The sequence below is a fragment of the Deltaproteobacteria bacterium genome, assembly GCA_016874755.1.
Lineage (GTDB): Bacteria > Desulfobacterota > Binatia > UBA9968 > UBA9968 > DP-20.
Genome location: VGTH01000012.1, coordinates 104,767 through 118,090, shown reverse-complemented (window position 1 = coordinate 118,090; position 13,324 = coordinate 104,767). Strand labels below are relative to the sequence as shown.

Here is a 13,324-nt window from a genome sequence, read left to right as displayed (position 1 = left end):
AGCTTCCGCAAACTGAACGCACCACAGCTTGTCGGAAAAGTAGCGCGCGGGACGAAGTATGACAATGGCAAAGAGATGAGGGTCGCCGCCTAGTATCTTTTTACACACCTATTGACAACGGCTCCACAGGAATGATTGTAGTGATAAAGTACTTGCGCAATGCACCACTAAAGCATAGGTGTTATGGTAAGCAACTTTCGAGAAAGAGCTTAGCGCATGGCCAACGGACACGACCAAGACAATCCAATGTACGCCCAGGGGAACGGACCGCGGACTGTGTTGTTTCAGGATTCATCGATCTCCGGGAAGCTCAGTTACAGCCTGCCGGTCAAAATCGACAGCCGCTTTAGCGGTGAGGTCAAAGCCAGTGATCTACTGGTATTGGGCATCCACGCCAAAGTGGACGCCAATATCTACGCCCGACAGCTCCAGCTGGAAGGCGAGCTGTCAGGCAACGTTCAGGTGATGGGATGTTTCGAGATAATGCCCGGCGGCAAGTTCAAGGGCGACGCCAAGGCGGGCGAACTCAAAGTCCATCCCGGCGGCGTTTTCGACGGCAGTGGCGAAATTCTCGGAGCGCGCTCGTCCTAAAGCATTACTGAGCGGCGCGATCGTCGGTCACCAGGCGCGCTGCTTTACCGGTGCGTTCGCGCAGATAGTACAGCTTGGCGCGCCGCACCTTGCCGCGGCTCATCACTTCGATTTTTTCGATGCGCGGGGAATGCAGGGGGAAAACCCGTTCGACCCCGACGCCGTAGGATATCTTGCGCACTGTAAAAGTGGCGCGATTGCTGCGGCCGGCCAGCGCGATCACCGTGCCTTCGAAAACCTGGATGCGCTCTTTGCGGTCTTTGCTGGTATCAACGGTGGCCGCCTTTGCGGCTTTGGCTGTCTTCGAAATCGCCGCCTCGACAATGGCTTCTTCAATGATCCTGAGATGCACCCGCACGGTTTCGCCGGGGCGTAATTTTGGCAATTCCGCCTTCGATTGCTCAGCTTCGAGTTGCGCAACGATATTCATGACAAGCTCCTGATTCTTTATTGTCCCAACAGCCGATCCATCACGATCGCCGCCGCGGAACGGACTGACAAGTGGTTATAATCGGTGCCGCCCTCTATCGGATCGAGAAAATAATCGGCTTGCTCGACGACGGTTTCGGTCAATCCCCATCCAGTGCCGAAAACGATCAAAAACGGCTGAGTTGACCTTTGTAACACGTCTTTCATTTTACTGAAAGAGGTGCGCGTTCCACCCTCACGGGCGGAGGTCATCACCAGCTTCGGTCGGGCGCCGGTTTCGCGCTCAATGTCGCGCACGGTCTCGTCCAGGTCATTGGCGATGCGCGCTAGCGCCAGGGCCTCCTTGCGCGTGGTGTTGTATTGGCTGCCATAGCCGACTTCCCAATGCTCGATGATTTTCAGCGAAAGTTTCTGCAGCGCCTTGACGGGTGTGACGACGTAGAAGCCTTTGAGTCCATAGGTCCGGCCGGCTCGAGTAATGTCATGGATGTCCATGTTGGTGACGGCGGTGGTGACGACTTGACGGTTCTTATCGTAAACCGGGTAATGGACAAGCGCCGCGTAGATGGGCGCGTGGCGGTCGCCCACGACGGGTTCGCGCTCGCCTAGCGGAGTGCTGGCCAGCAGATCGGGGCGCCGTTCTTGGGTTAGCGCCAGGCTTGCCTCACGACGCCACCCTTTGATCCGTTCATGATCGCCTGAAAGCAGCACGTCGGGAACTTTCATGCCGCGAAACTCTTCCGGACGGGTGTACTGAGGATATTCCAACAGCCCGCTGCTAAAGGAATCGTCGACGGGCGATTGTTCGTTGCCGAGCACACCAGGCAGCAAGCGCGCCACCGCGTCGATGACCACTGTGGCGGCCGGTTCGCCGCCGCTCAAAGTATAGTCGCCGATGGAAAGTTCTTCGTCGACAAAGGCTTTGACCCGTTCATCGACGCCCTCGTAGCGGCCGCAGACGAGCACCACGTGTTGCTCGCCGGCCAAGCGCGCCGCCGCGGCGTGATTGAAGACCGCACCGGTGGGCGATAGCAAAATCACACGGGAACGAAGCTCGGCGCGCCGTGCCGCCTCGATGGCGGCGACCAACGGCTCCGGCTTCATCACCATGCCCTGGCCGCCGCCGTAGGGGTAGTCATCGGTGACGTGGTGTTTATCGGCGGCATAGTCGCGAATGTTGGCCAGATCGACGGCGAGGAGATTTTTTTCTTGGGCTTTCTTGAGAATGCTATGACGCAACGGCGAAGCAAACATCTCCGGGAACAAGGTGAGGACGGTGAACTTGAGCATGGCGCAGGCACTGCCTGATTTAGAGATCGAGGAGCCCTTCGGGAGGATTGATGATAACGCGGCGCGCAGCGAAATCGACTTTCTCGACGATCTCTTTGACCGCCGGGATCAGATGTTCTTTCTCGGGACCCTGGATCACGTAAAGCTCGCCGCCCGCGGTGGACCATGTGCCGGTAATCACGCCGATGCGCTGATGGTGCAAATCGAAAACCTCAAAGCCGACGGCTTGATAAAGGTAGTACTCACCTGATGCCGGCTTGGACAGTTGTGCTTCATCGATGCACAGGCGAGCGCCAATCAATGGCTCCGCCTGCTCGATTTGATCGATGGTCTTGAGCTTAATCAGCCATTGGCGTTTGTGCGTTTGGCTTGCTTCCAGCTCGTAGCACGCGTGACCGCCGCCTTTTTCGAGAATCACAGCACCCGCATCAGCGAGCGCTGCGCTCTGGGTGTTAAACGGATTGAGTTTCAGCCAGCCTTTCAGGCCGTGGGTGGCGACAATCTCGCCAAGGGGAACCAGCTGATCGGACACCTGGTCTTTATGTCACTCTTCTTCGAGAATTTCGAGAATAACCTTGCGGTTGGAGCGGGACGCCGCGGCGTTTAAGATCGTCCGGATCGATTTGGCCGTCCGCCCTTGCTTCCCGATGATCCTACCGAGATCCTCTTTGGCGACTTTGAGCTCGAGCACCGACGCGGAATCGCGTTCAGTCTCCTTGACCTCGACGGCATCGGGGTTACTCACCAAAGACTTTGCCAGGTACTGAACCAGTTCCTTCATGAGGGCGGGCCCTCCTGTTGTCGATCTAGCTGGCTTTCTTCTTCTTGATCAGCTCGGAGACGGTCTGGCTCGGTTGCGCGCCTTTGGCGATCCAGCTAGCGATTTTTTCATCATCGAGCTTCAAGCCGCCGCTTACGCGCGGGTCATAGGTGCCTAATTGCTCGATGTATCGGCCATCGCGCGGGAACCGTTGATCGCTAACAACGACGCGATAATAGGGACGTTTTTTTGCGCCGTGTCGGCTTAGTCGGATAACTACACTCATGCCTGCTCCTTTAGACGTCTAGTTTTGCCCTTTATTGGAACGGATTGGGCATCTTGCCAAATAATGAGCGCATGCCGCCCATCTTGCCCACCTGTTGCATCATTTTTTTCATTTCCATGAATTGCTTCATCAGGCGGTTCACGTCGGTCACTGTCGTGCCGCTGCCATCGGCGATGCGCTTGCGCCGGCTGCCGTTTAAGAGCGACGGATCGCGCCGCTCTTGGCGGGTCATCGAATTGATGATGGCGTCGACCCTTTTCAGCTCGACTTCAGCTTTATCCGCATCGACTTGGGACGCCAGCTTTTTTCCGCCAGGAATCATCTCCAACAAGCTGCCCATCGATCCCATGCGCTTGATTTGTTGCAGCTGGGTCTGAAACTCTTCCAGGGTAAATTGTTGCTTGAGAAACGCTTTTTGCAGCTTCTCGGCTTCTTTCTGTTCGACGTTTTGCTGCACTTTGTCGATCAAAGAGAGCACGTCGCCCATGCCAAGAATGCGCGAAGCTAAACGGTCGGGATAAAAAATGTCGAGCGCCTCGAGCTTCTCACCGACGCCGGTGAACAGAATCGGTTTACCCACCATCTGGCGCACCGACAGGGCCGCGCCGCCGCGCGCATCGCCATCGAGCTTGGTGAGAATGATGCCGGTTAAGCCAAGTTTGCCGTCAAACCCCATCGCTTGATTGACTGCGTCTTGACCGGTCATCGAGTCGGCGACGAACAAAATCTGGTGCGGTTTGACCGCTGACTTGATGGCGTTCAACTCCTGCATCAGCTCATCATCGATGTGCAGGCGGCCCGCAGTGTCGATCAGCAGCACATCGCAGAAGCGCTTTCTCGCGGCATCGAGGGCCTGCTGGCAAATCGTCACGGGTGAATCGTTGGCATTGGAATCATGCACCGGCAGCTCAAGCTCACGTCCAAGAATCTGGAGCTGCTCGATGGCCGCGGGACGGTAGATGTCGGCGGGCACCAAGTAGGGGCTGCGCTTCTTGTCTTTTTTCAAATGGCGCGCCAGCTTGGCAACCGTGGTGGTTTTGCCGGAACCTTGTAGGCCGACCAACATGATAACAGCGGGGGGCGCGGTCTTTAGATCGAACTCTTTGTACTCACCGCCCAGCAGCTCGATCAATTCGTCGCGAACGATTTTGATGAACTGCTGTTCGGGAGTCAGGCTCAGCAGGACTTCTTGACCGAGGGCCTTTTTCTTGACCGTGTCAAGAAAAGATCGGACCACCGTGATGTGCACATCGGCTTCGAGCAGCGCCAAACGCACGTCGTGCAGCGCGTCGTCGATGTTCTTCTCATTGATCTTGCCCTGGCCGCGCAGCCGCTTAAAGGTGAGCTCGAGTTTTTCGGTCAGTGATTCAAACATGCAACGCCAGGCTAAACACTGATAATTTCAGGGAAAAGGTAAATTAATATGAAACAAGAGGGGAGTCAAGGCGAAGTTAGAGTGCGCCAAAAACAAAGCCCGCTAGATCCACGAAAGACCTAGCGGGCTTTGACTAACGGGAGTTACGTTACATCATGCCGCCCATGCCGCCCATACCACCCATTCCGCCCATGCCACCACCGCCCGGCATTGGCGGCATCGCCGGCTTGTCGTCCGGCTTCTCGGCGACCATCGCCTCAGTGGTCAAGAGCATGCTAGCCACCGACGCAGCGTTTTGCAGCGCCGTGCGCACGACCTTGGCCGAATCGATGATGCCGGCCTTGAGCAGGTCTCCGTATTCTTCTGAAGCGGCGTTGAAGCCGAAGGAGCCTTTGCCCTCGCGGACTTTTTGCAGGGCGATGGAGCCCTCGACGCCGGCATTGCCGGCGATGCGGCGCAGCGGCTCTTCGGCAGCGCGCTTGATAATGTTAACGCCCCATCTTTCTTCTTCCGAGACGCGCAGTTTATCGAGAACCGAAGAGGTGCGCAGCAGAGCGACTCCGCCCCCCGGCACAATGCCTTCTTCTACGGCCGCGCGGGTCGCATGCAGCGCATCTTCGACGCGGGCTTTCTTCTCTTTCATTTCGACTTCGGTGGCCGCGCCGACGTTGATGACGGCGACGCCGCCAATCAATTTGGCCAAGCGTTCTTGCAGTTTTTCGCGGTCGTAATCCGAGGTGGTCTCATCGATTTGCGCGCGGATCTGTTTGATACGCCCTTCGAGGTCCGACTTCTTGCCGGCGCCGTCGACGATCGTCGAGTTGTCTTTGTCGACGACCACCCGTTTGGCGCGGCCCAAGTCATTGAGGCCAATGTTGTCAAGCTTGATGCCCAACTCTTCGGCGATCAGTTTGCCGCCGGTGAGAATCGCGATATCTTCCAACATCGCTTTGCGCCGGTCGCCAAAGCCCGGGGCTTTGACCGCAACGCATTGTAGCGTGCCGCGAATCTTATTGACGACCAGCGTCGCCAGCGCTTCGCCTTCGATCTCTTCGGCGATGATGATGAAAGGCTTGCCGGACTTGGCGATCTGTTCGAGGATCGGCAGGATATCCTTCATCGTGCTGATCTTTTTTTCGTGGATCAACAGGTAAGGATTTTCCAGCACGCATTCCATTCTTTCCGGATCGGTGACGAAATAGGGGGAGAGATAACCGCGGTCGAACTGCATGCCTTCGACGACGTCGAGCGTGGTCTCTAAACCTTTGGCTTCTTCGACGGTGATGACGCCTTCTTTGCCGACTTTATTCATCGCTTCGGCAATGACGTCGCCGATGGTCGAGTCATTGTTCGCCGCTATGGTGCCCACCTGGGCGATTTCTTTTTGGTCTTTGGTCGGCTTGGAGAGATCTTTCAGTTCGCCGATCATGGCGTTGACCGCTTTGTCGATGCCGCGCTTGAGCGTCATCGGATCATGGCCGGCGGCGACCAGCTTGACGCCTTCGGCGAAAATTTGCCGCGCCAACACGGTCGCGGTGGTGGTGCCGTCGCCGGCAACGTCGGAGGTCTTGCTCGCGACTTCTTTGACCATTTGCGCGCCCATGTTCTCGAACTTGTCTTCGAGCTCGACTTCTTTGGCGACGGTGACGCCGTCTTTGGTGACGTTGGGTGCGCCGAAGGATTTGTCCAGCACGACGTTTCTGCCTTTGGGGCCAAGGGTGACGGTCACGGCGTCGGCGAGAATGTTGACGCCCTTGAGAATCGCATCGCGCGCGTCGCGGTTAAACTTTACTATTTTCGCTGCCATCTCTGCTTCCTCCTAAATTCGTTTTGAAAGTTACTTTTCGACAATACCGAGGATGTCTTCCTCACGCATAATCAAATGTTCTTCGCCATCAATGTTGATGTCGCTGCCTGAGTATTTGCCGAAGAGCACGCGGTCGTTGACCTTGACGTCGAGCGGAGTGATCTTGCCATCGTCGCTGACTTTGCCCTTGCCAACGGCTATGACCTTACCTTCTTGGGGTTTTTCTTTTGCCGTGTCGGGGATGATGATCCCCCCAGCGGTTTTCTCCTCTTCCGCAATTCTCTTGACGATGACCCGATCCTGTAAAGGCCTAATTTTCACTTCCTGCCTCCTTTCAAAAATGAATTTAAATATATGATTTTAAAAAACTTTGCCCGTCGGAGTAGAGTCGCGGCCCGGGGGCCAAACCGCACGAACGCCCGTCAATCTAAGCATGAATCGTCTCAAGTCAAGGTTTTAGCAGAAAAATCTTGCGATTCACTGGCGGCGGCTGGGCGCTTAACTACCGGCGCTGCTTACGGCTCTCCTCCTCGAAGTACTTGCGGTACAGAATATCGTACTCGCGGCTGCCCACCGGCACGGGACGGGAAAGCGATTGGATCTTTTTCCGCACGATCTCGTCAACGTTGTCCTCGCGCTGAAAAAATTCGTGCAGCGCTTGTTTGGTTTCCGCCAACGCGCGGCCCTCGCTGGGAAATTGCACGAGCCCGCCTTGGCGCAGCCCGTTGACAATCAGATGAGCGAGGTGAGACAGCCGGCTTTCCGAAAGATGCATTACAGAACAAAGCCCTTCTTCTGCGCCAATTTTTGTTTCGCCAATAGGAACATCTTATAGGAGTCGATCTCACGGCCCGCCTGCGGATGGCCGGCCAAGAGCTTGCGCGCTTCTTCCTCGATGGCTTCCTCTTCGTTGAAGTTCTGCGCCACCGTTGCGATGATCTGCCCCTTGAGCTGCTCTTCTGAGCATTTGCTGACCAGCAGTTCTTTGCTCTTATAGCGGGCCAGCACCACTTGCGCTAGGCGTTCTAATTGGTCCGGCTTGATTTTCATAGCTTGTGCACAAGCTGTGGACAATTCACCAATCGGTTGTGGAAAAGCCCGCTGCAGAATTCGTTTAGCATTGTTCTAGCCGTGTCCGCGTGGGGTGTCAACCAGCGCCCAGACCTGACGGTGTGGGCGAAAAAAACTTGTGAAACCGCTGCTTTTTTGCAAATATACGATTTCCGTTACAAACTGCTTGAGAAACGAATCACGGCGCCAGAGACGGTTGTCCACAACCGGGCTGGGAGCTGGGTTTTCAACAGTCCCATGAAAAGGCCGAAAAGCCCGTTGGTTGTGCATAAGCCTGCGCCTCTACGCACCGGTAGCCGCATAGCAATCGTGGCACCGGCCGGCTGCGTCCGCGAAACTGAGCTTATGGCGGGGATCGAGGCGATTCGCAGCCAAGGCTTCGAGCCGGTTTGGTCGGACGATGTCTTGGCGCGTAAAGCCTATCTCGCCGGTGATGAGCGGCTGCGCGCGCGCGATCTCCTTCAGGCCTTTCGCCGCGACGACGTCGACGGGATTTTTTGTGCCCGCGGTGGTTTCGGCTCCATGCAGCTGTTGCCGCTGTTGGCGCAAGAGAGAAAAATTCCGGTGAAAATATTCGCCGGCTACAGCGACATTACGACGCTACTCAACTGGTTTTACCAATATCGCGCGATGGTGGCGTTTCACGCGCCCATGGTTGCCATGGACTTAGCGAAGGGGATCAGCGGTCGCACCCATCAACAGTTTTGGGGCACCTTGACCGGCGCCGTCGAATCACAGTGGAACCTTCCGTTGGGTCGAGTGATTCGCCCCGGCGTCGCCGAAGCGCCGCTCATGGGCGGGTGTTTGACCCTGCTGGCGGCCTCCCTGGGTACGCCCTATGAGATCGACACGCGCGGGCATATATTGTTTCTCGAAGACGTCGGCGAAAAGCCCTATCGTTTGGAGCGGCTGTTGACCCAGCTCAAGTTGGCCGGGAAATTCGCCGCATTGGCGGGTGTGGTGTTGGGCGATTTCACTGACTGCGACGCCAGCGGTCCGCGGGATATCGGTGCGATCGTCGCCGAGATTTTCGACGGCGCGCCCTATCCCGTGGTGATGGGCTTGGCGGCCGGCCACGGCGACGAGAACTTAACCCTGCCATTGGGTGTTGCCATGCGCCTTGACGGCGACAACGCGCGTCTTGCTTTGCTTGAGTCGCCGGTGCGCCAGTAACGACAAAATTGATGGACTTTGAAGCCGTAGAGAAAGCCTTCCAAGACGCCGTTGCCGACGGCGTCTTTCCCGGTGCGTCATTGTTGGTCGGTGCCGGCGACGAAATTCTTTATGAGCAGGTCTTTGGCTTTCGCTCTTTGGTTCCGGAAAAAAGTCCGCTCGTGCCCCAGACAATCTACGATTTGGCCTCGCTCACCAAGCCGCTGGCGACCACGCTGGCGATCATGCTGCTCGTGCGCGAGAGAAAAATTCGTCTCGACGATCAGGTGACCCGTTTCGTGCCGATGTTTGGCGTCTTCGGCAAGAGCGCGACCACGTTTCGCCAGCTATTGAATCATACCTCCGGATTGCCGGCCCATAAGCCGTTCTACGAGATGATCGCCAAGAACGAAAAAGCCGGCCGCATTAACTTTGTCGCCAGCCAAGCGGCAAAGAATTGGGTGCTTGGCGAGATTCACCGCGAGAAACCGCTGAGCGCCCCGGGGACGCAGCTGCTCTATAGCGATCTTGGCTTCATGCTGCTGGCGGAGATGGTTGAGATCATCAGCGGCTTGCCCTTGGATCGCTTTTGCCGGGAGCGGATTTTCAAGCCACTGGCGCTGCGCTCGATCGCCTTCGTCGATTTGAGCCAGTTGCGCACGCGACGCCTCAAGCCAGTCGTCGAGATGATCGCGCCGACGGAGCACTGTCCCTGGCGCAAAAAGGTTCTCTGCGGCGAAGTGCACGATGATAACGCCTACGCCATGGGCGGAGTTGCGGGACATGCGGGTCTTTTTGCCTCGGCGCGCGATATTCACAATCTGCTGGCGCGCTTGAACCGCTGCCTGCACGGTCAGGACGAGTTTCTGCCGGCTTCGGTTCTAGAAGAATTTTTGTCGCGCGATATGTCGGTTGCCAACTCGACCTATGCGCTGGGCTGGGACACGCCCTCGCCGAGCGGTTCATCGAGCGGCAGTTATTTTTCGCCCCGTTCCGTCGGTCATCTCGGTTTCACCGGCACCTCGGTTTGGTGGGACCTGCAAAAGAATTGTCACGTTATCTTGCTCACGAACCGCGTCCATCCGACCCGCAAAAACGAAAAGATCCGCGAGTTCCGCCCACTGATCCACGACCTTATTATGAAAGCACTTTTTCCATGAACCAACGGCCCGCCGCCGGTAGTCACATCCATCTGATCGCAATCTGTGGAGTCGGCATGGCATCTCTGGCGGGGCTGTTGCAGGCCCAGGGCTACCGCGTCACTGGCTCGGACCAGAACGTTTACCCGCCCATGAGCACCTATTTGGCGAGCATTGGCATCGCGGTGGAGCCCGGCTTTCGTGCCGAGCATGTCGTGCCGCACCCCGATCTCGTCATCATCGGCAACGCGGTTTCGCGAGGTAATCCTGAGGCTGAAGCCGTGCTCGCGCAGAACCTGCCCTACATGTCGTTTCCTCAGGCGCTCGGCGAGTTCTTGATCGGAGAGCGGCAAGCGTTGGTGGTTGCTGGAACCCATGGCAAAACGACCACCACTGCGCTTGCTGCTTGGGTGCTCGACCAGGCCGGTTTGGCGCCCGGTTATTTCGTCGGCGGTGTGCCTGTGAACTATGGCAGCGGCTGGCGCACCGGCGACGGCAACCATGTGGTCCTGGAAGGGGACGAGTACGACACCGCATTCTTCGACAAGGGTCCCAAGTTTCTGCACTATCGGCCGCGACAAGTGATTTTGACCAGCGTCGAGTTCGATCACGCGGATATCTACCGAGATCTAGATCATCTCAAGCAATCGTTTCGCCGCCTGATGGAAATCATCCCGCAAGACGGGCAGCTCGTCGTCTGCGGCGATTATCCCGCGGGCTTGGAAGTGGCGGCGTTGGCCAAGTGCCGCACGGCGGCGTACGGATCGGCGGCGGACTGCGACTGGACAATCAAAAACCTCGAGATGCGCAGTGGCCGGAGTTTCTTCGAACCCTGCTACCGCGGCTCCTCGGAAGGCCGTGTCGAAGCGGCATTGATCGGCCGCCACAATGTCCAGAACGCCTTGGCAGTTTACGCCATGGCGCGCGCCCTGGGCATGGAGCGCAGCCGGATCCTCGACGGCTTTGCGACGTTCGAAGGCGTCAAGCGCCGCCAGGAGGTGCGCGGCGAAAGGCGTGAGGTGTTGGTGATGGATGACTTTGCCCACCACCCGACAGCTGTGCGTGAAACCATCGACGCCGTTCAACAGGCGTATTCAGGACGCCGAGTGTGGGCGGTCTTTGAGCCGCGCAGCGCCACCAGCCGGCGAAAAATTTTCGAAAAGGAATTTGCCGAGGCCTTGAGCCATGCCGAACGGACGATCGTTGCCGACTTGTATCAGCCGGAAAAAATTCCCGAAGCCGATCGATTGTCGGTGGATCGCGTGGTGTCCGGAGTCAATCAACTGCGCGTGGGCTCGGCGCTGCGCATTGACCGTGCCGAGGACATCGCCGAGCACTTGGCTCAGCACGCCACCGCCCGCGATTTGATCTTGGTTATGTCAAACGGCGGCTTTGACGGCATTCATGAAAAGATCCTGCAGGCGCTAGCGTGTTAGGTAGAGGTTCGCGCAATCTTTGCTGCAAAAGTATTTTCCCGCTTGTGAGATCGCATCGCTCTTGGGCAGGTAGCTCAAGCACTGCGGGTCCTGTACCATGTCTTCGCCTTCGGCCGACACCGAAGCTGGCCTCCGGCCCGCGCGGCGATTGTTGAAATACGCCCTGATGACGCACATCAAAACGTAGCAGACCAGAACTAGTACGATCAGTCGAAGTAGCAACGACCTTCCCTGTGCGCTGTGCTTTAATTCAAGAGTGGAAGAGGTGAATCTTTTTGGTGTCCTTGGCGTGGATCAACAATTCTGAAATCGTCACGCCGAGCTCGGGATGGATCAACTGCGGCGCAATTTCACTCAACGGCACCAGGACAAATTTGCGGTTGACGATTTCCGGGTGGGGGATGCGCAGAGTTTTTTTCTTCACGACCAAGGCATCGAACAACAGAATGTCGAGATCGATGATGCGTGCGCCCCAGCGTTTTTTGACCTTTTTGCGGCCCATCGTCCGCTCAATGTTCTGGAATTTTTTGAGCAGCATGTCGGGCTTGAATTTGGTCTCGATCTCGATGGCGCCGTTGACGTACCAGTCCTTCGACTCCCCGAGCGGCTCGCTCTCATAGAGCGAGGACTCTTTGAGAATCTTGGTGTCGGGCAGCTTGGCGAGCCGGGTCAAGGCTTCCAGAAAATTTTCTTTCCGGTCCCCAATGTTGGAGCCGATACCGACGTATACTTGATGGGCTACGGCGTTGGCCACGGAGCCTGTTTCGTGAGAAAGATTCCTTAGAGTTTCACGCGCCGGATTCTTTCCGCGACCTCCTTCAACCTTTCTTTGTCGACGCAAACGGTGAACCTTACAAACCCTTCGCCGGCTTCGCCGAAGCCATTGCCCGGTGTTGTTACGACGCCAGCGTCTTCTAAAAGCTTGGTTGTGAAATCTGCGGACGAGAGTCCTCTAGGGCACTCGACCCAAACGTAAAATGTCGCCTTGGGCTTTTCGCATTGCAGACCGACGGCGCGCAGTCCGTCGACCAATATATCGCGCCGCTCCTGATAGATCCTGCGCGACGGGTCGACAATGGCATCGCCGAGGCGCAGCGCTTCGATGCCGGCTTCCTGGACCGATTGAAAAATGCCCGAGTCCAAATTCGATTTCGCCTGGGCCAGGCCGCCGACAATGTCGGGATTGCCCACCGCCATGCCGATGCGCCAACCGGTCATGTTGAAGGTCTTTGACAGCGAATGAAACTCGATGCCGACTTCTTTAGCTCCATCCAGTTCGAGAAAACTCATGGGCCGATAGCCGTCGTAGCCCATCTCGGTGTAGGCGGCGTCGTGGCAGACAATGACGTTGTATTTGTTCGCGAAGTCGATGACCTTCTTATAGAAGTCTTTGTCTGCTACGGCTGCGGTGGGGTTGTTCGGATAGTTGATCCAAAGTAGTTTCGCCTGTTTGGCCACATCGGCCGGAATCGAATCCAGGTCGGGCAAGAATTTGTTTTCCTTGCGCAGCGGCAAAAAATAGTTCTTGCCGCCGTTGAACGCTGTGCCGATGTGATAGACCGGATAGCAGGGGCTCGACACCAGGACCACGTCGCCAGGGTCGACGAAAGCCACCGCCATATTGCCAATGCCTTCTTTCGAGCCGATCAGCGAGCAGACTTCCTTTGCGGGATCGAGCTTGACGTTAAAGCGGCGTTGATACCAGCTCGCCACCGCCTCGCGAAACTCACCCATGCCCGAGCTGTTCGGATAGCGATGATTAGCGGGTTTGGTGGCGCATTCGACAAGCTTCTCGACGACAGGCGTCGGGGTGGGAATGTCCGGGTCGCCGATACCCAGGTCGATGATATCGACCCCCTTGGCGATGGCCTGACGTTTTTTGCGATCGATCTCAGCGAAAAGGTAGGGGGGTAAGTCGTTGATTCGTCTAGCTTTTTTTATGCTGAGCGGCAATTTGCTTCACCTTCCGTTGAAAAGTCGCTCTGTAT

Annotated in this window: 17 protein-coding genes; 4 read left to right on the top strand and 13 right to left on the bottom strand. The window is 56.9% G+C overall.

Annotation, left to right across the window (positions count from 1 at the left end):
• The first annotated feature begins 216 nt into the window (after window positions 1–216).
• Entirely contained in the window at window positions 217–591 is a 375-nt protein-coding gene (locus FJ145_09865) for a polymer-forming cytoskeletal protein (protein MBM4261724.1), read from the top strand.
• 4 nt (window positions 592–595) lie between these two features.
• Here FJ145_09865 and FJ145_09860 read toward each other — a convergent pair whose 3' ends face one another.
• From FJ145_09860 to FJ145_09815, 10 genes are all read right to left on the bottom strand, one after another.
• Complete coding sequence (locus FJ145_09860) at window positions 596–1,021, bottom strand: 50S ribosomal protein L19 (GenBank protein MBM4261723.1); 426 nt, start codon at window positions 1,019–1,021, stop codon at window positions 596–598.
• Window positions 1,022–1,038: 17 nt separating this feature from the next.
• Window positions 1,039–2,310, bottom strand: coding sequence for a tRNA (guanosine(37)-N1)-methyltransferase TrmD (gene trmD, locus FJ145_09855; GenBank protein ID MBM4261722.1), 1,272 nt, complete (start codon window positions 2,308–2,310; stop codon window positions 1,039–1,041).
• Window positions 2,311–2,329: 19 nt separating this feature from the next.
• Entirely contained in the window at window positions 2,330–2,842 is a 513-nt protein-coding gene (gene rimM, locus FJ145_09850; GenBank protein MBM4261721.1) for a 16S rRNA processing protein RimM, read from the bottom strand.
• Between the two features lie 12 nt (window positions 2,843–2,854).
• The gene (locus FJ145_09845; protein MBM4261720.1) at window positions 2,855–3,091 is read right to left on the bottom strand and encodes a KH domain-containing protein; all 237 of its coding nucleotides are present in this window, start codon (window positions 3,089–3,091) and stop codon (window positions 2,855–2,857) included.
• A 25-nt stretch (window positions 3,092–3,116) separates the two neighbouring features.
• The gene (gene rpsP / locus FJ145_09840) at window positions 3,117–3,356 is read right to left on the bottom strand and encodes a 30S ribosomal protein S16 (GenBank protein MBM4261719.1); all 240 of its coding nucleotides are present in this window, start codon (window positions 3,354–3,356) and stop codon (window positions 3,117–3,119) included.
• Between the two features lie 31 nt (window positions 3,357–3,387).
• Window positions 3,388–4,731 carry a signal recognition particle protein gene (locus tag FJ145_09835; GenBank protein ID MBM4261718.1) on the bottom strand — a complete coding sequence of 448 codons (1,344 nt, stop codon included), beginning with the start codon at window positions 4,729–4,731 and terminating at the stop codon, window positions 3,388–3,390.
• A 148-nt stretch (window positions 4,732–4,879) separates the two neighbouring features.
• Window positions 4,880–6,538, bottom strand: coding sequence for a chaperonin GroEL (gene groL, locus FJ145_09830; protein ID MBM4261717.1), 1,659 nt, complete (start codon window positions 6,536–6,538; stop codon window positions 4,880–4,882).
• 30 nt (window positions 6,539–6,568) lie between these two features.
• Window positions 6,569–6,859 carry a co-chaperone GroES gene (locus FJ145_09825; GenBank protein ID MBM4261716.1) on the bottom strand — a complete coding sequence of 97 codons (291 nt, stop codon included), beginning with the start codon at window positions 6,857–6,859 and terminating at the stop codon, window positions 6,569–6,571.
• Between the two features lie 181 nt (window positions 6,860–7,040).
• Complete coding sequence (locus FJ145_09820; protein ID MBM4261715.1) at window positions 7,041–7,313, bottom strand: DUF507 family protein; 273 nt, start codon at window positions 7,311–7,313, stop codon at window positions 7,041–7,043.
• A complete protein-coding gene (locus tag FJ145_09815) occupies window positions 7,313–7,588 on the bottom strand; it encodes a DUF507 family protein (protein ID MBM4261714.1) in 276 nt (91 codons plus the stop codon). Before FJ145_09815 ends, FJ145_09820 begins: the two co-directional genes overlap by 1 nt.
• A 258-nt stretch (window positions 7,589–7,846) precedes the next feature.
• Between FJ145_09815 and FJ145_09810 the strand changes: the two genes are divergently transcribed.
• Genes FJ145_09810 through mpl form a run of 3 tightly spaced genes read left to right on the top strand, consistent with a single transcriptional unit; the run spans window position 7,847 to window position 11,336 of the window.
• Window positions 7,847–8,782: an LD-carboxypeptidase gene (locus FJ145_09810; GenBank protein MBM4261713.1), complete on the top strand. Its 936-nt coding sequence runs from the start codon at window positions 7,847–7,849 to the stop codon at window positions 8,780–8,782.
• Between the two features lie 11 nt (window positions 8,783–8,793).
• Complete coding sequence (locus tag FJ145_09805; GenBank protein ID MBM4261712.1) at window positions 8,794–9,921, top strand: serine hydrolase; 1,128 nt, start codon at window positions 8,794–8,796, stop codon at window positions 9,919–9,921.
• A complete protein-coding gene (gene mpl / locus FJ145_09800) occupies window positions 9,918–11,336 on the top strand; it encodes a UDP-N-acetylmuramate:L-alanyl-gamma-D-glutamyl-meso-diaminopimelate ligase (protein ID MBM4261711.1) in 1,419 nt (472 codons plus the stop codon). Before FJ145_09805 ends, mpl begins: the two co-directional genes overlap by 4 nt.
• Here the strand turns inward: mpl and FJ145_09795 are convergent.
• The 3 genes from FJ145_09795 to FJ145_09785 are packed head-to-tail and all read right to left on the bottom strand — an operon-like array spanning window position 11,325 to window position 13,277.
• Entirely contained in the window at window positions 11,325–11,558 is a 234-nt protein-coding gene (locus FJ145_09795; GenBank protein MBM4261710.1) for a hypothetical protein, read from the bottom strand. The genes mpl and FJ145_09795 overlap by 12 nt on opposite strands.
• Window positions 11,559–11,586: 28 nt before the next feature.
• Window positions 11,587–12,177 carry a 2-amino-4-hydroxy-6-hydroxymethyldihydropteridine diphosphokinase gene (gene folK, locus FJ145_09790; protein MBM4261709.1) on the bottom strand — a complete coding sequence of 197 codons (591 nt, stop codon included), beginning with the start codon at window positions 12,175–12,177 and terminating at the stop codon, window positions 11,587–11,589.
• Entirely contained in the window at window positions 12,117–13,277 is a 1,161-nt protein-coding gene (locus FJ145_09785) for an LL-diaminopimelate aminotransferase (GenBank protein ID MBM4261708.1), read from the bottom strand. The genes folK and FJ145_09785 overlap by 61 nt, the downstream gene beginning before the upstream one ends.
• Between the last annotated feature and the right edge of the window lie 47 nt (window positions 13,278–13,324).

What these genes read in the sequence shown, in the direction of transcription:
- FJ145_09865 (MBM4261724.1), top strand. Translation starts at nt 217, where the DNA reads ATGGCCAACGGACACGACCAAGACAATCCAATGTACGCCCAGGGGAAC.
- FJ145_09860 (MBM4261723.1), bottom strand. Translation starts at nt 1,021, where the DNA reads ATGAATATCGTTGCGCAACTCGAAGCTGAGCAATCGAAGGCGGAATTG.
- trmD (MBM4261722.1), bottom strand. Translation starts at nt 2,310, where the DNA reads ATGCTCAAGTTCACCGTCCTCACCTTGTTCCCGGAGATGTTTGCTTCG.
- FJ145_09845 (MBM4261720.1), bottom strand. Translation starts at nt 3,091, where the DNA reads ATGAAGGAACTGGTTCAGTACCTGGCAAAGTCTTTGGTGAGTAACCCC.
- rpsP (MBM4261719.1), bottom strand. Translation starts at nt 3,356, where the DNA reads ATGAGTGTAGTTATCCGACTAAGCCGACACGGCGCAAAAAAACGTCCC.
- FJ145_09835 (MBM4261718.1), bottom strand. Translation starts at nt 4,731, where the DNA reads ATGTTTGAATCACTGACCGAAAAACTCGAGCTCACCTTTAAGCGGCTG.
- groL (MBM4261717.1), bottom strand. Translation starts at nt 6,538, where the DNA reads ATGGCAGCGAAAATAGTAAAGTTTAACCGCGACGCGCGCGATGCGATT.
- FJ145_09820 (MBM4261715.1), bottom strand. Translation starts at nt 7,313, where the DNA reads ATGCATCTTTCGGAAAGCCGGCTGTCTCACCTCGCTCATCTGATTGTC.
- FJ145_09815 (MBM4261714.1), bottom strand. Translation starts at nt 7,588, where the DNA reads ATGAAAATCAAGCCGGACCAATTAGAACGCCTAGCGCAAGTGGTGCTG.
- FJ145_09810 (MBM4261713.1), top strand. Translation starts at nt 7,847, where the DNA reads ATGAAAAGGCCGAAAAGCCCGTTGGTTGTGCATAAGCCTGCGCCTCTA.
- FJ145_09805 (MBM4261712.1), top strand. Translation starts at nt 8,794, where the DNA reads ATGGACTTTGAAGCCGTAGAGAAAGCCTTCCAAGACGCCGTTGCCGAC.
- mpl (MBM4261711.1), top strand. Translation starts at nt 9,918, where the DNA reads ATGAACCAACGGCCCGCCGCCGGTAGTCACATCCATCTGATCGCAATC.